Origin of the sequence: Schlesneria sphaerica, assembly GCF_044336245.1 — a bacterium.
Lineage (GTDB): Bacteria > Planctomycetota > Planctomycetia > Planctomycetales > Planctomycetaceae > Schlesneria > Schlesneria sphaerica.
The window spans coordinates 6,167,055-6,184,891 of sequence record NZ_CP172346.1 but is presented as its reverse complement, the minus strand read 5'-3'; the positions used below and the strand labels follow the sequence as shown (position 1 = coordinate 6,184,891).

Below are 17,837 nucleotides of genomic sequence, written 5' to 3'. Positions count from 1 at the left end.
GACCTCCTTGAGCTCCGCTCATTTACACCGGTATCAGTTCATCCTTGAATTAACCGCGTCGCCACAAAGTCTGATCGGTACGGTCTTCAAGGGTGATCTTCAGTTCATTGAGCTTTTTGCGGATCAAATCGGCAACAGCAAAGTTTTTATTCTTTCGTGCATCAGCACGAATCTGGATGACCAACTGCATTAGCCCATCCAGCAGGCCGTCATCAGCGGACGCTGCTTTCTGACGGGCTGCGAGGAAGACCCCCAGAATCTGTGACAGCTCTTTGAGCAGTACCATGCCGGCAGTCAAAGGGACGAGCAGGCTCTTGTCACCACTGCTGCTGTCGAGTTTGTGATCGCTGATGAATCCGTTGAGAGTCTTCCTCAGATCGAACAGAACTCCCACAGCCCCCCCGGTGTTAAAGTCATCGTCCATCGATTCAAGGTAGCGTTTCCGCAGTTCATTCAACTCTTTGTAGAATGCGGCAGGTTCGCCTGAAAGCTCTGTCGCATCGTTCCTGTGTCCCACTGTCTCCAGTGAATAGAACGATTTGCCTGCGATACGTTCATAGGACTCGAACAGTCGATAGAAACCTTCCAGTGACTTACCTGTCTCTGCAATGCGTTCATCGCTGAAGTCGATCGGGCTGCGGTAGTGTGTGGCGAGCAGAAAGAACCGAATCGTTTCCGGTTCGTGACGGGCAAACAGCTCTTTGACCGATGCGGCCCCCTTCGAACCCGCCAGTTTGTTGGCTTCTTGCGCTTCTTTGGCGGCCGCAAGGTCGGCAGCTTTGTCGCCGTGCTTATCGTGGCCGCCACCCACTTTGCCAGAGGCGCCACTGGCCTGCATCAGTCCATTATGCATCCAGTACCGGGCAAACGGCTTACCGGTGCAACTCTCTGACTGAGCAAGTTCGTTCTCGTGATGAGGGAACATCAGGTCCAGGCCACCTCCATGGATATCGATCGAGTCGCCGAGGATCTTTCGCGCCATCGCCGAACATTCGATATGCCAACCTGGTCGACCGCGCCCCCATGGACTGTCCCAGGCAGGTTCACCCGGTTTGGATCCCTTCCACAGAGCGAAGTCGGCAGGATGTCGCTTGCCACCGTGGGTCTCGGCGCGTGTCCCGGCCAGCATCTGTTCCAGACTACGGCCGCTCAACTTCCCATAATCACCATCGTGGGTGCAGTTGAAGTAGACATCCCCATCCAGCGGATAGGCAAATCCCTTTTCAATCAGCGTGGCGATGATCTCCTGCATCTCTTTGATGTGCTGAGTGGCATACGGAAAATGGTCGATGCCGTCGACAGCCATTGTCTTGAGATTATCGAAATAGTCCTGCGTCATCTCTTTCGCGAGAGCCTCGACCGTCACCCCTTTTTCATTGGCACGGTTGATCAGCTTGTCGTCGACATCGGTAATGTTGACGACCCATGTCACCTTGTAACCACTGTAGGTCAGGTACCGTTTGACGGTATCAAAGATGACGGGGCCGACCATGTGACCGATGTGAGCCGGCTTATAGACAGTCGGACCGCACAGATACATGCTGACTTTACCGGGTTCCACCGTCTGAAACGCTTCCTTCTGACGTGAGAGGGTATTGTAAACGCGAAGTGACATAGTGAAACATCCGTGAAAGAGCGGCCAAATCGAGAGGTGTCAGACGGAACAGGATCGAATGTCCGTGAGCAAACGTATAAGACGCAAACTTTAGACGCTGGTGCCACAAGCGTAAAGATCGACCAACGGCATTCTCCGGGCCGGTCGATCCCCTCGATTGAGGCGGTCGATGACCCAGGCAAAGCCCCCATGGCATCCACCTTTGGGTCGGTGCGGGAGTCCGAAATTGCACTTGTGGCAGATTCGGCGTCCACGTATCTTCCCGGCCGTTTCGCTAAATCACGTGGCCTCATCATTCAATGAAACGAATCGCACGGATGCGACAGATCTTACAATCACTGGCCTCTGGCCAGACAGAACTGGTCGACGTTCCTTGTCCTGCGGTAGGACGAGGGCAAATCCTTGTCCAGACTCGTGTGAGCCTCGTTTCAGCTGGCACCGAACGGATGCTGGTTGAGTTTGGCAAGGCGAGCCTGCTGGAAAAGGCACGCCAACAGCCCGATCGTGTCTGGCAGGTGCTGGACAAAGTGAAGACGGATGGGCTGGTTCCGACGTTAACAGCAGTAAAAAGCAAGCTGGATCAACCGATTTCGCTCGGCTACTGCAACGTGGGCGAGGTCCTCGAAGTCGGCCCGGGAGTTGACGCATTCAAACCGGGCGACCGGGTGGCGAGCAATGGACCGCATGCCGAAGTCGTTTGTGTTCCCACCAATCTGTGCGCAAAGATTCCTGACTCGGTCAGTGACGAAGCTGCGGCATTCACGGTCCTCGGATCAATTGGACTGCAGGGAATCCGCCTCGCCCAGCCCACTCTGGGAGAGGCATTCGTCGTTTCCGGACTAGGACTGATCGGTCTCGCCACCGTTCAACTGCTGAAAGCGCAGGGGTGCCGTGTTCTGGGGCTTGATTTTTCGAAAGCTCGGCTGGAGCTTGCCCGGCAAATGGGCGCAGAAGTTTTCGACCTGAGCAGCGGAGACCCCGTCGCCGCGGCAATGCAGTTCTCGCGCGGTCGCGGCGTGGATGGTGTCCTGATCACCGCAGCGACCGACAGTGACGAACCGGTCCATCAGGCTGCAAAGATGTGCCGCCGACGCGGCCGAATTGTGCTTGTCGGAGTCGTGGGACTGAAACTGTCACGAGCCGACTTCTACGAAAAGGAACTCTCTTTTCAGGTATCCTGCTCGTACGGCCCGGGCCGCTACGACGCCACATACGAACAGCTTGGTCAGGATTATCCCGTCGGTTTCGTCCGCTGGACCGAGCAACGCAACTTTGAAGCAATGCTCGACATGATCGCGGATCGACGAATCGATCCAACCCGACTGATCTCGCACCGCTTCGCGTTTGATAACGCCGTGGACGCTTACAACCTGATTTCCGGTAAGGAACCATCGCTCGGTGTTCTGCTCAATTACCCTGAACCGGCTGAATCCGAGCGGCAGACGCTTCGGATTCGGACGCTACCGATCGCTCAACGTGCTACGGATTCGTCCAAGTCTCGGCGACGCCCTACACCTGCATCCGGAGCAGCCAACGGAGCCAGCATTGCGATCATCGGAGCGGGGAACTACGCAACACAGATGCTGATTCCTGCGTTCCGGAAGAACAACGCTCAGGTCAAATGTATTGCTTCGCGTAACGGTCTGACGGCCGCACTCGCCGCTCGTAAGTTTGGAGTGCTGACGGCAACGTCCGACATCGACTCCCTGATGGCCGACGAACAGATCTCCACCGTGGTCGTCGCAACGCGGCATGATAGCCACGCAAAGCTGACATGTACGGCTCTCGAAGCCGGGAAGAATGTCTTCGTCGAGAAGCCACTGGCGCTGAATGCCGAGGAATTGCGTCGGATTATCTCGACGTATGAAGAAGTCACAGCAAATGGGCAGGGCAGGGGACCGATCCTGACAGTCGGCTTTAATCGACGGTTCGCGCCGCAGATTCAACAGATGAAGTCGTTGCTGGCGGAAGTGCATGAGCCCAAGTCCTTCATCATGACCGTGAATGCGGGCCAGATCCCGGTTGATCACTGGGTCCACGATCCCGTCGCGGGGGGTGGCCGCGTGATCGGTGAGGGGTGCCATTTCATCGATTTGCTCCGATACCTGTGTGGCACCCGGATCGTCTCGGTGCAGGCCACGATGTTTGGTCGTGACTCTGCAGCCGAAATTCGCGACGACAAAATGTCCATCACGCTATCGTTCGCCGACGGAAGCTTTGGCACGGTCCATTATCTCGCCAACGGGCATCGATCAATCTCGAAAGAGCGGCTCGAAGTTTTCTGCGCCGGTCGTGTGATCCAACTCGATAATTTCCGGCGGATGCAGGCCGTTGGCTGGAAGAAGTTCCGGCGGATGAACCTGTGGCAGCAGGACAAGGGACACGTCGCGGAAGTAGAGGCCTTTCTGAACGCCGTGTCGTCCCAGGGGCCTGCTCCGATCGCTTTGGAAGAATTGATCGAGGTGACGGAAGCCAGTTTCGCCGCGATGCGATCCGCGGAGACGCAGGAAGTCATTCACTGTGCACCCCGTCAGCCCTCCGCACTGACACTCCATCACGATGACGCAATTCGACGTGCCGCCTGACAAACAGCAAGGCAATTCGGATCAGCAACAGTCACCAGCAAAGGAAGATTGAGCCGGTACCCGCAGAAGCGACTGAACGACTAAGGATGGATCCGACCTCGCTCACGTATTCGCCGGGCACTTATTGACGCAGAGACTGGAACGGGGACACACGCCCCGCCCAAAGGTTTCAATTGCAATCGAACCAGGGGAATCGCCTCCCCACGCGACCGATCAACTCGAAATGGAAGGGATTCCAATGCACGTATTACACGTTGTCGGGGCACGCCCCAACTTCATGAAGGTCGCTCCTGTTCATGCGGCATTCCGCAAGCGTCCCGGCGTCCGGCAGTCCCTGGTGCACACGGGTCAGCATTACGACGCGAATCTTTCGGATATTTTCTTCGAACAGCTTCGGATTCCACGCCCCGATGTTTCGCTGGAAGTCGGATCCGGCTCTCACGCCGTCCAGACGGCGGAAGTGATGGTTCGTTTCGAAAAGACGATTCTGGAAAGACAACCAGATATGGTTCTGGTCTACGGTGACGTGAACTCGACAGTCGCCGCCACCCTCGTGTGTGCCAAGCTCGGAATCAAGCTGGCCCACGTTGAGGCAGGACTTCGCTCGTACGATCGAACGATGCCCGAAGAGATCAACCGACTCGTGACTGATCAACTCGCCGATCTCCTGCTGATTCCCTCGGAAGAAGCGGAAGGAAATCTGCTGCGGGAAGGGGTTGCGAAGGAGAAGATTCACTTCGTCGGCAACGTAATGATCGACACGCTGCGGTCACTACTCTCTCAGGCCAGAATGCCGGAAGTTACAGGGCTCGGTGAGAAGTACGCTCTCGTCACGCTGCATCGTCCTTCGAACGTCGACGAACCTGAAACGCTGAAGCGCATTCTGGCGACGTTGACGAAGATGTCTGAACGCCTTCAGATCGTGTTCCCGATTCATCCACGGACCCAGGCCCGTATCAAGAGTCTGGGGTATCACTTTGAAAACTCGGATCGGATCTTCACGATTCCACCGGCAGGCTATCTGGAATGTCTGGCACTTCAAAAATGTGCCACCGTTGTCGTGACTGACTCGGGAGGTCTTCAGGAAGAAACAACAGCCCTGGGTGTCCCCTGTCTGACCGTCCGCGAAAACACCGAGCGACCAGTCACGATCACTCATGGCACCAACACCCTGGTGGGAACGGATATGGATCTGCTGACTTCTGAAGTCAACAAGATTCTTTCGGGCCAGGGGAAAGGGGGACGCGTTCCACCTCTCTGGGACGGTCTGGCTTCCGAGCGAATTGCTGACATTGTCCTCCAGACAAAATCGGCTTCCGTTCGACGTGCGGCCTGACGAATCGGGCTTCGAGTCTCTTTCTTTCAGTAGGATTCCCAATTCGTGGAAGTTTCCCGCTTCGCACAGATGCTCAGGTACCTCGGCCCGAAATGGCTGATGTATCGTGCCGTCTATGCATTGCGGATGAAAAGCGGGCTGGTGCGCATGCAGCGACCCGCGACCACCTGGGACAAGTTACCGCTGGAAGCGTTTCTCAGTGATCCGTCACTGAGAGACGCCGAAGCCTACGCAGAGAGTCGCCTCAAGCAGGCGCGTCCCTTCTTTTTCGACGCAGCACAACTCCCGAATTCACGTGAGCTGCTTTCGCGGTGGGACACACCCGAATCATCGCCATTCCGTTCGGTCGATCACCTTCGCGAGGGATTCGTCCAGTTTTTCTCGAACGAGTTTGTCGACGTTGGACTCCCCCCTCAGTGGCATCGAGATCCGCTGTCCGGACACACCTTCCCCAATGACCGTCACTGGAGTCAGATTGGCGACTTTGGCGCGGGAGACATCAAGCTCGTCTGGGAAGCGAATCGCTTCGGCTTTGTATTTCCGCTTGTCCGCGCGTACTGGCGAACAGGCGACGAAGCAATTCCCAAACTTTTCTGGGACCTGATCGAAGACTGGCGACGATCTAATCCCCCCGACACCGGGTCAAACTGGAAGTGTGGGCAAGAGATCAGCCTGCGCGTGATGGCCTGGGTCTTTGGTCTGCACGGGTTTGGGAACAGTCCCGCTACCACCCCCGCTCGCGTCTCGATGCTGGCACAGATGATTGCCGTCTCGGGGCATCGCATCGAATCCAACATCGGATATGCGCTAAGCCAGCAAAACAATCACGGTATCAGCGAGGCCATGGGTCTGTGGACAGTCGGAAGTCTTTTTCCAGAACTAAGGGATGCACCGCGCTGGTCCCGAAAAGGACGACGGCTTCTCGAGAGTCAGGCACAAGCGCTGGTCTACGATGACGGTGCATTCTCGCAGCATTCGTTGAACTACCATCGCGTCATGCTGCACAACTATTTGTGGTCGATACGACTGGGTGATCTGCAGGATTCGCCCTTGTCTTCGGAACTGCGGGATCGCATCGGGAGGGCGGGAGAATTCGTCTATCAACTCCAGGATAAAGTCACTGGCCGCGTCCCGCGCACAGGCCAGGATGATGGTGCCTATATCCTGCCACTGAGCAACTGTGCTTACGACGACTACCGAGGCGTCGTGCAATCGACGCATTACCTGCTGACCGGCCAGCGACTCCTCCCGTCTGGTCCGTGGGACGAAGAACTTTTCTGGCTGTTCGGCCTTGAGCAGCCATCGGACTCCGATTGCCCCATCACAGATGCTGGTCACCCCAGCACTTCCAACGCCCGTACCGGGAATCGGGACCTCGCTACGGAAAAACATTCCGGTTCGTTTTCCCCAGAACGACGCGACTTCGACGCTGCCGACAGTGGGTATGTGACACTCAGAACGCCCGCGGGTTGTGCCATTTCGCGTGCCGCCGGATTTCGGCATCGCCCCGCTCAGGCGGATATGCTGCACGTCGACATCTGGTGGCGCGGATTGAACATCGCACTCGACCCGGGCACCTACAGCTATAACGCCCCGGCCCCCTGGAATAATCCGTTCTCGCACACCGAACACCACAACACGGTGAGCGTGGATGGCCGGGACCAAATGGACCGTGCCAGCCGCTTCCTGTGGCTACCGTGGCTCAAAGGGACATCACACGGCCGGAACGTCCCGCGTCAGGGAGATGTCTCCGCCTGGAACGGCGAGCATGACGGCTACCGCAGACTGGCCGACCCGGTCACTCATCGGCGAGGTGTCGCCCGGTTGGGGGCCGAACACTGGCTGATCGTTGATGCCCTCTGCGGCCAGGTCGACCATCAGTTTCGTCTGCACTGGTTGCTGATGGATGGGCCGTTTGCAGCGGACCACGATCTCACGAGCCTCGAAATTCAAACGCCCCACGGGCCGTATCGCCTGCTTGCGGCCTCGTCGCAGGCAGAGCCTCGATTCCAAGTCATCCGAGCCGATGAGCATTCCGCGAGGGGCTGGTATGCCCCGTTCTATCACTCACGCCGACCAGCGTTGTCTGTATCTCTCGAAGCCACCACCCATGCAGTGGTCTTTGCGAGTTTGCTCGGTCCTGAAGCTCTGTCGGTTCAGATTACGGGCGATCACGTTCAAGTCCGCGGTGGCGACTGGCAGGCAACCGTGTCACTGAATCTCGACCAGACCATGGACACACCGCTGGTGGCATCGGTCACCGCAGGTGGTTCACTTGCAGATTCGATCACCTCGATTCCTCTCCCTTCAACTCGACCCATTTCGGAGCCACGTCAATGCACGTCTTGCTGATCCATCAAGCGTTTGTCTCACCGGACGATGCCGGTGGAACGCGACACTATGAATTGGCGCGAAGGCTCGTTGACGGCGGGCACGAGTTCTCGATCGTCGCCAGTGATCTGAGCTATCTCAGCGGAAAGAAGTGCGCGTCCGACGAACGCGTTCAGAACTTTGACGGAGTGAAGGTCCAGCGAGCCTGGACCTATGCTGCTCTCCATCGCAGTTTTGTCTGGCGAATCGTGTCGTTCCTGTCTTTCATGGTCAGTTCCGTCTGGACCGCCTTGAAGGTCAAGAACGTCGATCTGGTCATCGGCACATCGCCCCCCATCTTTCAGGCCGTTTCCGCCTGGGTCATTTCCGTCGTGAAGTGGAAGCCGTTCCTCCTGGAAATCCGTGACCTGTGGCCCGAGTTTGCTGTGGATATGGGAGTCCTCAAAAATCCGGTCCTGATCTGGATGGCGAGAAAACTGGAGCGGTTCCTGTATGCACGTGCTAATCACCTGCTGGTGAATTCACCCGCCTATCGTGACTATCTGATCGGACTCGGAATCCCTGAGGCGAAGATCAGCTTTATCGCCAACGGCGTCGACCCTGACATGTTCCATGTCAAGAAGACGACGGGTGGTCTACGCGAAGAGTTCAGCCTGGCTGACAAGTACATCGTGACGTATGCCGGTGCGATGGGAATGGCGAATAACCTGGAAGTCGTCCTTGAGGCGGCCAAACTGGTTGAAGACCTTCCGGAAGTTCATTTCCTGATGGTGGGCGATGGTAAGGATCGGGCTAAGCTTGAGGAACTTGCAGCACAGATGCATGTCAAGAACGTGACCTTCACGGGATCCCGGCCAAAGTCGCAGATGCCAGATATTCTGGCGGAATCCGACGCCTGCCTGGCCGTGCTGCGTGATATCCCCATGTTTCGAACGACCTACCCCAACAAGGTCTTCGACTACATGGCCGCATCCCGTCCTGTTCTGCTGGCGATCGACGGCGTGATTCGCCAGGTCATCGAAGCGGCCAACGGAGGCATTCCGGTCCCTCCGGGTAATCCACAGGCAATGGCCGATGCAGTACGAAAGCTTTACTCAGACCGTCCGGGCAGCGAACAGATGGGGCGGTCGGCACGTGATTACGTGATCAAGTTTTTCGATCGGAATCAACAGGCCTCGCAATTCGGTGAACTCGTCCAACAGATCGGCAAGAAAAAGGTCGCCTGATATGTCGAAGGGCTTTTATCGCAGATTTGGCAAACGGCTGTTCGATCTCGCCGTGGCGGTCCCCGCGTTGATCCTGCTCGCCCCGGTGATGGCGGTGACTGCGCTCCTGGTCCGGGTGTTTCTCGGTTCACCCGTTCTATTCCGACAGGAACGGCCTGGCCGGGGGGGAAAGCTGTTCAAGATCTGCAAGTTCCGGACGATGACCGACGCGCGGGATGCGCAGGGAGCACTCCTCAGCGACGATCGCCGTCTGACACGGTTTGGCAAGTTTTTACGATCCAGCAGTCTTGATGAACTGCCGGAACTCTGGAACGTCATCACCGGGCAGATGAGTCTGGTAGGACCGCGTCCATTGAAAGTCCGTTACCTGCCGCTTTATTCCGCAGAACAGGCCCGGCGGCACGACGTCACCCCGGGAATTACGGGTTGGGCGCAGGTCAACGGCCGCAACTTGCTCGGCTGGGACGAGCGATTTCAGCTCGACGTCTGGTATGTCGACAACGTCAGCTTCTGGCTCGACCTGAAAGTTCTCTGGAAGACAGTTACGGCGGTCTTCGGGCAGAGGGGAATCACGGCGGAAGGGCACGCTTCCATGCCCGACTTCGAAGGGTCGAAGCAGATTGTCGTGATCGGAGCAGGAGGGCACGGAAAAGTCGTAGTCAGTACTCTTCAGGAAGCCGGGTTCGTCGTCGATGCCATCTATGACGACAATGAACGAATGTGGGATACAACGATTCTGGGCGTACCCGTTCGGGGGCCGGTGAGCGATCTCGCGAAAGCACCAGAGAAATACAAAGGGATCGTGGGGATTGGTGACGCTCGCATTCGAGAACGGGTCGTCGAGTCACTTCGCATGGAATGGATGACCCTCATCCACCCCCACTCGTTCGTTCACCATTCTGCCCGGCTGGGAGCGGGATCCGTGGTCCTCGCGGGGGCCGTCGTCCAGCCCGATGCAATTCTGGGCGAACACGTCATCGTCAATACCTCATCCTCCGTCGATCATGACTGCCGGATTGGTAACTTCGTGGGAATAGGACCGGGAGCGCATCTTTCGGGCGGCGTGCGTATCGATGAACGCTGCCTGCTCGGGGCAGGGTGCAGTGTGATCCCCGAAGTCCATATCGCTGCGGATGTAACCGTCGGAGCCGGCACTGTGGTGATTCAGGACATTACCAGAGGCTGTACCGTCGTCGGTTCGACACCGCGCATCATTCGGCAGGAATTGTCCTTCGATTCCCGAAAGAGTGCCTAGCAAGATTTTTCCCGTTTGCTGTCAGCTCACTTCCCCACTTCCAAATTACCCGTGCCGGGATTTTGAATCGCTCATTCCGCCACTGGCCAGTCTGATCCTCACTTCCTGTAAAAAAGAGCTCTCCCATGTCGAACCTCACAGAATCCGGCTGCAACGACCTGGCACTCCATGGTGGTGAACCTGTTCGCCGTGGCCCTCTTTCGCCCTGGCCGTTTTTTGATGAAGAGATGATCGAAGCATCGACTCGAGTTCTCCGGTCGAACAAGGTGAACTACTGGACGGGCAACGAAGGAACTCAGTTTGAACGGGAGTATGCCGATGCGATCGGGTGTAAGCACGCCATCGCCTTGACCAATGGAACCGTCGCACTGGAACTGGCGCTGTACGGTCTGGGAATCGGCCCCGGAGACGAAGTGATTGTCCCGTGCCGCACGTTCATCGCGTCCGCCAGTTGCGTCGTCATGCGCGGAGCCACCCCTGTCGTCGCTGATGTTAACCGCGACAGCCAGACGATCGATGTCGACACGATTCGCGCTGTTCTGACGCCACGCACGAGGGCGATCGTCTGCGTTCATCTCGCCGGATGGCCGTGCGACATGGATCCGATCATGGAACTGGCGGAAGCACACGGCATTAAAGTGATTGAAGATTGCGCTCAGGCCCATCACGCGCTGTACAAGGGGCGTCACGTAGGAACGATTGGTCACGTCGGTGCCTTCTCTTTCTGTCAGGACAAGATCATGACGACGGGCGGAGAAGGGGGGCTGATGACAACCAACGACACTGAACTCTGGGATAAATGCTGGAGCTTCAAAGACCACGGAAAGTCGCAGCAGGCACTTCAGAAGCCCCACGAACCTCACTTGTTCCGCTGGTTGCACGCCCGGTTCGGCACCAATTGGCGTTTGACGGAAATGCAGTCGGCCATGGGTCGAATCATGCTCCGCCGTCTTCCTGAATGGATCGAAGCCCGGCGGATCAACGCAGCCAGCCTGACCTCGGCACTCTCTCTTATCCCCGCCCTGCGGATCCCTGTCGCTCCGGCTGACATACGACATAGTTACTACAAGTACTATGCGTTCGTCCGCCCGGAGTACCTGAAGGAAGGGTGGAGCCGCGATCGGATTATTCAGAATCTCCAGGCCGAAGGAATCCCGTGCGGGCCCGGTTCGTGCGGTGAAATCTATCGGGAAGAGGCCTTCAATCTTCCGGGATTGAGGCCCGACAACCGGTTCACTGTGGCTCAGGAACTTGCCGAAACAAGTCTGATGTTCATGGTCCACCCCACGCTGAAGGATTCAGAAATCACAGACACAATTCGGGCGATCAAGAAAGTGATGAAGGCCGCCACGCTAAGTACTGCAGATCAAATCACCGACAAGAACGCCGCCCGACGCGTGGCATAAGCTTTAGCAAACCGGGCGACACATGCAGAAAGTTGCCGAGGTCTCGCCGAATCAGGCCGAGCCTCGGTGGCTTGATGAGTCGTACAAAAGCACCTCGTCGCATCGGATGGCTATGCGAAACGCAATCGATTCATTGTGGCCAACCCGGTGGGATTCGAGTGAGCCACGAGCGCCGCTGTATGTTCCCGCAATGTCCTCGTTGTCTTGAACGCCGACAGCCCGGATCGCTCAAACATGAGCCCTGTTTTCCAGATTCAACCATCCTTGGCCAGTCGTCGTGACGAGGATTCCATGCGTCCCAATAATTTTGATCTCATTCGATTGTTGGCCGCAGCACAGGTGGTCTACTGTCATACCTGTTTCCACCTGAACATCACGACAGGCATCGCTGATCCACGGATTGCTTACTTCGTTCACTGGTTCCCCGGCGTACCCATCTTCTTCGTGCTCAGTGGATTTCTGATCTCGCGATCATGGGAACGTTGCACCGGCTGGAAAGACTATGCGGTCAAGCGGGCCTTGCGAATTTACCCTGGACTGTGGGTGCAACTGGCAGCGGGCATTGTTGTCGCCTCGGCATTCGGAGTGATTACTCCGGCCGTCGTGACAAGTCTTCCGTTTCTCGCCTGGATCGCTGCTCAGGCAAGTTGTGTTCAGTTCTTTAATCCCGACTTCCTGCGTGGATTCGGCCTGGGAGTGCTGAATGGCAGTCTGTGGACCATCCCCGTGGAATTGGGTTTCTATCTGTCACTCCCCCTCATTTACATCAGTGTCATCAATCGACTCGGTCGTCGCGGGGCCGAGATGGCGCTCGGTGGTCTCGCGCTCGCCTCATTCGGATACTGGTTTTACCTGTCGGTTCATGCGAACCCTGACAGCATGCTGACAAAACTCCAGATGGTTTCACCTCTGCCCCATCTGCATATGTTTTTGCTGGGCATTCTGATCCAGCGGAACTTCGACCATCTGCGCCCGCTTTTCGAGAACCGCGCTCCTGTCTGGCTGGCCGCATTCGCCACGTGCATGCTGGTATTGAACCCCTGGGGTGAAGGAACGCTCTCGGAATCTCCACTGCCTGTTCTGGTGGGGCGACTCCTGCTGACAATGGCTGTCTTCTCGTTCGCTTTCTCATGGCGAAACCTTAGCGGAACGCTGCTGCGTGATCAGGATCTGTCCTACGGCGTCTACCTCTACCACGGACTGGCCATCAATGTCCTGAAAGAACTCGATCTGGGGGGGAGCCCGCTTCACCTGCTGCTCGTCTCGGTCATCACGGTCATCTGTGCCGCGTTGTCGTGGACTCTCGTCGAACGCCCAGCCGTTTCGCGGAAGCCGTCCCATCGACGTGATGAACACCAAACCGCTACCACTGCCGAACCACTCTCGACTCCCACGGGTGCTTTCGTTTCGGAACGTCGAGCGGCCTGAGGCCCGTCGCAGGGGAGTTTTCCCTGTCCGACACCAGCTCCTTACATGGCATGCCTGAGTGGAAGGAATGCTGTAAAGCCTCTCTGGACGGTCCCGTCTCACCGCTTCGTCCGAATCGAACACTAGCAGAATCGTTACAACCGCTCCATCCGGCGAGGCTTGCCACGAAGAAGGCCACGATCAGCGAATTGGTGTGTTGTCGCGATTTTCCTCAAGCCGATCTTGTGACCGATTAGTGAAGGAAATTACGATCGTGGACAGCTCCACGTCCTCCTGTACTCATTGATTGTGGGAATCTAAATACCGTGACAAAATTGCAACGTATGTTGACGTCATTGGTCGCAGCGATTCCTGCCGCGTATCTGGTTTTCGAACTCGTCCGGGCCATGCTGTCACACTCCGAGAATCTCTCGGGGATGGCGTACGCCACGATGGGATTGACTCTTCTGGCGGCACTGACTGCCGTTCTGATCCCCGTCGGGATTATGGTGGGCGGGAAACGAAAGTCGGCCGCTGCGAAGGCAGGGGCGACCAACTCGTCGGCCAGTGAGGAGATCGAAACCGTCGATGAAGTGAATGACGATGTCGATGTGCTGGACGGATCGAGCGATGCCATCAGCAGTGGTTCCTCTGAATTCGAATTCTCCGAAACCAGCGACGAAATGCTGATCGACGAAAGTGATGACGGGTTGTCGGTAGATGAATTCGACGAATTCGACATCGACGAAGAAGAACCCAAGCCGAAGAAGAAAAAGAAGTAAACCACCTCGTTCGACCTCTTCGTTTGGCGGTCATTACTCGATCAACGAAGTCGGGCAACACGATCCTTCGTCTGCGACAGGATCGTTGCCATCGGCACCTCGCTGCCGATTCGCTTCCGCAGCAACAGACCTCACAAGTCACAGTCCCGTTTGAATACCGTCGCAACTGCCTCGCTTGGGGCATCGAGGCGGTGAAGTTGCGTTCCGTCATGGCATTGCGCTGCGAACAGTTCGCCGGGCTGACCGGTACCGAATTCACTTCCGCGTTTTAACGACGGAACGACGGGTTGCCCCTCTCTCCCTGAAGCAGCTGCTGCACTGCTGGAGCTACCCTCCGGGAAGTGACGCTGCGGGGAGTGACGCTGCGGTCTGGCTGGTGGATGCCGCGACTTGGATTCACTGCCGTGATCCGGCAACACTCGCAGAGGGGGGACTAACTGCTGGCACTTCGGTAGTGCTGCAAAGACCAGTTGAAAATCAGACGTGAGACCGCGAACGATGCTGCGGCTGAGGCGAGCGTCAGCAGGCTCAGCCAGTTGGGTTCCAGCGCCTTACCCAGCAGCACGCGTGCAGGAACGGTGATGACCAGCAGGATGGGCAGGACGTACGAGAACAGAAACCGAAAGACCTCTGCTGTCGGCGAACCGGTGTAGATGCTGCTGGGATACCGCGCGAAAATGGTGACGTAGAACCAGAAATCGAGCAATCCCTGGTTCCGTCCGAAGAAGATACTTGTCGCCGCCAATCCGATCATCAGGCTGTAAAAAAAGACAACTGCCGCCACGATCAGCAGCAGATACATCACCACTGGCACCCACGTCACGGAATGCTGTGCCCCGACGACGGAATAGATCAATAGTCCGACCGCAAAGGCCACTTGCGAGACCATCGCCAGTTCCATCTTTTCCAGTGAGACCAGAAACTGCGTATCGATTGGCTTGAGCAATGCAAAATCGAGATCGCCAGTCCGAATCAACTCACTGAAGCGGGCACAGTTAGGCATGAAGAAGGCTTCGACGAGGGCGTTGACGAGCATCCCGGTGGCCATAAACCCGAAGTACTCTTCACGAGACCAGTCGTTGATCTGGTTCACATTCCTGTAGATCAAGTCGAACATGATGACCTGAACAATAAACCAGAAGCCGCGAGTGAAAAGAGTGATCAGGAAATTGCTGCGAAACGTCAGTTCGCGCAGGCAGGAATTCCGGAAGAACGTCCCGAACACTCGACGGTATTTCCGCACAGTCGCCATCAACGTCTGCCTTACACTTACGACACGTAGTCGACGCCGCGCGAACCGGCCTTGATCGATCCAACGACCCAGTGCTCAGTCCCCGCCAGAGTCAACTGCCGTCGAATGCTCTCGACAAATGTCGGACGGACAATCAGTGTAAAACCGATCCCCATGTTGAAGACGTGATACATCTCGTCCCGATCGATTCCCCCCAGATTCTGAAGCCAGGTGAAAGTCGGGGGAACGGGCCACGAATTCCGGTCGATCTGCAGGCGGCATCCTTCCGGCAGCAAACGTTCAATGTTGTCTTTCAGCCCGCCGCCGGTGATATGAGCCAGACCCGAGATCGCCACTTTCACGCGGTAGGACTTCAAGATCTTCAGAATGGTTTTCGGATAGAGGCGCGTCGGCTCCAGCAGGATTTCTCCCACGGTGCGATCCAGTTCTTCGATGCGTTGATCGACTGTGAGTCCGGCCATACCAAAGACGACCTTGCGAATCAGGCTGTAGCCATTGGAATGGAATCCGCTGGAGGGCAGGCCGATCACCACGTCACCGGGCCGAATGGCACGTCCATCGATCAGTCGAGATCGCTCGGCCACGCCGACACAGAATCCGGCCATGTCGAAATCGCCATCGTGGTAAATGTCCGGCATGATCGCCGTTTCACCACCGAGCAGGGACGCTCCACATTCAACACAGCCGTCGCTGACCCCTTTGACGAGGGCCCCGATCAGGTCGGGGTTGTCTTTTCCGAGAGCGAGATAATCCAGAAACAGTAGCGGTTCTGCCCCGAGACACAGGACATCGTTCACGGACATCGCGACCAGATCGATGCCCACGGTGTCGAACTTGCCCACCAGTTGAGCAACCTTCAGTTTGGTCCCCACACCGTCGGTCCCCGAAACCAGGACCGGATCCTGATAGCTGGCAGCCCCCGGACGACTGGAATGGTTCAGTCGCATCAGACCCGCGAACGCATCGGCGACAGGAATCACCCGCGGCGTGAATGTCCGTTGCATCATCGCTGGCAATCGTCGCATCGCTTCATCGTAGAGCTCAAGGTCAACACCTGCTGACTTGTAGGTGACGTTCGCCATGCTGGTCAAAAACTTTCAGGTCGGGGGATCAAGGGACAAATTCGGCTCGATGGGATGATAGCGACTTACACATGCGTTGTCAGTTCGTGACCCCCCCGCGCCCCTTCAATTCAGCGAGGACTGGCGTAAGCCGCACGTCATCGGCCCACACCAGATCTCGGGCGACATAACCGCATATTTAACAAAACTTTGCAAAGAGAGAGTCGTCACTTCTTAACTCGCGATCGCGAACAGGATTTGGGCATCGGTCCCATCCCTGCTGAGATTCTCACCCGTCCGGAAGCCACGACGCAGCCGGCACGAGGTGCACACGGGATCGATGAACGATTCCATCAGGAAACGCTGATCGAACGAGATCCCCCGCCGGGGACGAACCGCATCTCGATCCGGTTGACATCGTTCACCGAGTTGCGATGCTGAAATGCTGGAAAACACCATCAGAAGAAAGTTGAAACTGTGCCTGATGCCTTACGCTCGCGAATGACGCTTGGAATTCCCATCACGCTGGGGGTCATCCTGATGACCCTGAACGTAACACTGATGATCTTCTGGATCGCAGTGCTGGCGCGTTCTGCCGGTTGGAGTGCCCTGATCATCGGGGTAGCGGTGTTTGCACTGATCCTTGTCGGACTTTCCTTTTACCTGTTTCTGATGATCAAGGAAGTCCGACTGAACCAGCGGCAGGCGAACTTCATTGATAGTGTGACGCACGAACTGAAGTCCCCTATCGCTTCACTCCGTTTGTATCTTGAAACTCTCGAGATGCGGTCGATCAGTGACGAACAGCGCACGAAGTTCTATCGCGTCATGGAAGAAGAACTGGAACGCCTCGATCACTTGATCACTCAATTACTGGAAGTCGGTCGGATCGATGCGATTGGTGCCCAGTCCGATCCCGAAGAGTTATCTTTGGAGGCCGTCCTCAGGAAATGTGGCGCGGCCGCCTGCGCCCATCACAAGCGGGAAGAGGCAGAGACAATCTCGTACGATGTCCAGCCGATGATGGTCTTTGCCCGTCGCCTGGTGCTCGAAACCATCTTCCGTAACCTGCTCGACAATGCCATCAAGTATGCGGGTGATCCACCTCAGGTCGAAGTGCAGGTCCGGGGTGGGGACCGGGGTCGAGTCATCATCAGAATCATCGACAATGGCCTCGGGGTTCCCCATGAACTGCGGAAACGCATCTTCGGTATGTTCTTCCGCGGCGGAAGTGAACTGACCCGACGTCAGAAGGGGACCGGTTTGGGTCTGTACATCGTTCATACCCTGGTCAAATTACTGAATGGGCGGGTCAGCGTTCACGATCGGGTTGGTCGATCGGGCAGCGTGTTTGAGGTCGACCTGCCCGGACACCGCGAATTCCCCGAATCCGTCACCATTTCCAGATGACACAGCTTCCAGATGACACAGCGACGAAGAGTCATTCATCGCCCGTCTGTCAGGACGTCTCTTACCTGCTGGCAGCTCCAAACTTTTCTGCAGGTCTCGGAAATGCCAGACGCAAGGGGGATGCAGTTCCGCCGCCACCATTGCGTCTACAAATGTTGTCCGCGTCTAAAA

General features: G+C 56.8%; 12 protein-coding genes. 9 read left to right on the top strand and 3 right to left on the bottom strand.

All coding sequences use genetic code 11. The annotated features are described in order from the left end of the window. Positions 1-49: 49 nt before the first annotated feature. Complete coding sequence (gene cysS / locus ACGY09_RS22265; protein WP_397569483.1) at positions 50-1,615, bottom strand: cysteine--tRNA ligase; 1,566 nt, start codon at positions 1,613-1,615, stop codon at positions 50-52. Positions 1,616-1,932: 317 nt separating this feature from the next. Between cysS and ACGY09_RS22260 the strand changes: the two genes are divergently transcribed. The 8 genes from ACGY09_RS22260 to ACGY09_RS22225 all read left to right on the top strand — a co-directional run bounded on the left by ACGY09_RS22260 (position 1,933) and on the right by ACGY09_RS22225 (position 13,943). After that, positions 1,933-4,200 carry a bi-domain-containing oxidoreductase gene (locus ACGY09_RS22260; protein WP_397569482.1) on the top strand — a complete coding sequence of 756 codons (2,268 nt, stop codon included), beginning with the start codon at positions 1,933-1,935 and terminating at the stop codon, positions 4,198-4,200. 238 nt (positions 4,201-4,438) lie between these two features. After that, positions 4,439-5,536 carry a non-hydrolyzing UDP-N-acetylglucosamine 2-epimerase gene (wecB, locus tag ACGY09_RS22255; RefSeq protein ID WP_373652783.1) on the top strand — a complete coding sequence of 366 codons (1,098 nt, stop codon included), beginning with the start codon at positions 4,439-4,441 and terminating at the stop codon, positions 5,534-5,536. A 45-nt stretch (positions 5,537-5,581) separates the two neighbouring features. Further along, the gene (locus ACGY09_RS22250; RefSeq protein WP_397569481.1) at positions 5,582-7,888 is read left to right on the top strand and encodes a heparinase II/III family protein; all 2,307 of its coding nucleotides are present in this window, start codon (positions 5,582-5,584) and stop codon (positions 7,886-7,888) included. Beyond that, on the top strand, positions 7,873-9,093 hold the full coding sequence (locus tag ACGY09_RS22245; RefSeq protein ID WP_397569480.1) for a glycosyltransferase family 4 protein: 1,221 nt from the start codon (positions 7,873-7,875) through the stop codon (positions 9,091-9,093). The genes ACGY09_RS22250 and ACGY09_RS22245 overlap by 16 nt, the downstream gene beginning before the upstream one ends. Position 9,094: 1 nt before the next feature. Further along, positions 9,095-10,348, top strand: a complete 1,254-nt coding sequence (locus ACGY09_RS22240; RefSeq protein WP_397569479.1) for a NeuD/PglB/VioB family sugar acetyltransferase — start codon at positions 9,095-9,097, stop codon at positions 10,346-10,348. A gap of 125 nt (positions 10,349-10,473) precedes the next feature. Further along, complete coding sequence (locus ACGY09_RS22235; RefSeq protein WP_397569478.1) at positions 10,474-11,754, top strand: DegT/DnrJ/EryC1/StrS family aminotransferase; 1,281 nt, start codon at positions 10,474-10,476, stop codon at positions 11,752-11,754. Between the two features lie 234 nt (positions 11,755-11,988). Then, a complete protein-coding gene (locus ACGY09_RS22230; RefSeq protein WP_397569477.1) occupies positions 11,989-13,182 on the top strand; it encodes an acyltransferase family protein in 1,194 nt (397 codons plus the stop codon). Positions 13,183-13,505: 323 nt separating this feature from the next. Beyond that, positions 13,506-13,943, top strand: a complete 438-nt coding sequence (locus ACGY09_RS22225; RefSeq protein WP_397569476.1) for a hypothetical protein — start codon at positions 13,506-13,508, stop codon at positions 13,941-13,943. Between the two features lie 433 nt (positions 13,944-14,376). On the opposite strand, the gene ACGY09_RS22220 is transcribed toward ACGY09_RS22225, so the two are convergent. Together ACGY09_RS22220 and purM are read right to left on the bottom strand one after the other, a co-directional pair. Continuing rightward, positions 14,377-15,195 carry an ABC transporter permease gene (locus ACGY09_RS22220; protein ID WP_373652791.1) on the bottom strand — a complete coding sequence of 273 codons (819 nt, stop codon included), beginning with the start codon at positions 15,193-15,195 and terminating at the stop codon, positions 14,377-14,379. Positions 15,196-15,212: 17 nt separating this feature from the next. Further along, complete coding sequence (gene purM, locus ACGY09_RS22215; RefSeq protein ID WP_397569475.1) at positions 15,213-16,277, bottom strand: phosphoribosylformylglycinamidine cyclo-ligase; 1,065 nt, start codon at positions 16,275-16,277, stop codon at positions 15,213-15,215. A gap of 456 nt (positions 16,278-16,733) precedes the next feature. Between purM and ACGY09_RS22210 the strand changes: the two genes are divergently transcribed. Then, positions 16,734-17,666: a sensor histidine kinase gene (locus ACGY09_RS22210; RefSeq protein ID WP_397569474.1), complete on the top strand. Its 933-nt coding sequence runs from the start codon at positions 16,734-16,736 to the stop codon at positions 17,664-17,666. Positions 17,667-17,837: the final 171 nt, after the last annotated feature.

What these genes read in the sequence shown, in the direction of transcription:
- cysS (WP_397569483.1), bottom strand. Translation starts at nt 1,615, where the DNA reads ATGTCACTTCGCGTTTACAATACCCTCTCACGTCAGAAGGAAGCGTTT.
- ACGY09_RS22260 (WP_397569482.1), top strand. Translation starts at nt 1,933, where the DNA reads ATGCGACAGATCTTACAATCACTGGCCTCTGGCCAGACAGAACTGGTC.
- wecB (WP_373652783.1), top strand. Translation starts at nt 4,439, where the DNA reads ATGCACGTATTACACGTTGTCGGGGCACGCCCCAACTTCATGAAGGTC.
- ACGY09_RS22245 (WP_397569480.1), top strand. Translation starts at nt 7,873, where the DNA reads ATGCACGTCTTGCTGATCCATCAAGCGTTTGTCTCACCGGACGATGCC.
- ACGY09_RS22240 (WP_397569479.1), top strand. Translation starts at nt 9,095, where the DNA reads ATGTCGAAGGGCTTTTATCGCAGATTTGGCAAACGGCTGTTCGATCTC.
- ACGY09_RS22235 (WP_397569478.1), top strand. Translation starts at nt 10,474, where the DNA reads ATGTCGAACCTCACAGAATCCGGCTGCAACGACCTGGCACTCCATGGT.
- ACGY09_RS22230 (WP_397569477.1), top strand. Translation starts at nt 11,989, where the DNA reads ATGAGCCCTGTTTTCCAGATTCAACCATCCTTGGCCAGTCGTCGTGAC.
- ACGY09_RS22225 (WP_397569476.1), top strand. Translation starts at nt 13,506, where the DNA reads ATGTTGACGTCATTGGTCGCAGCGATTCCTGCCGCGTATCTGGTTTTC.
- ACGY09_RS22220 (WP_373652791.1), bottom strand. Translation starts at nt 15,195, where the DNA reads ATGGCGACTGTGCGGAAATACCGTCGAGTGTTCGGGACGTTCTTCCGG.
- purM (WP_397569475.1), bottom strand. Translation starts at nt 16,277, where the DNA reads ATGGCGAACGTCACCTACAAGTCAGCAGGTGTTGACCTTGAGCTCTAC.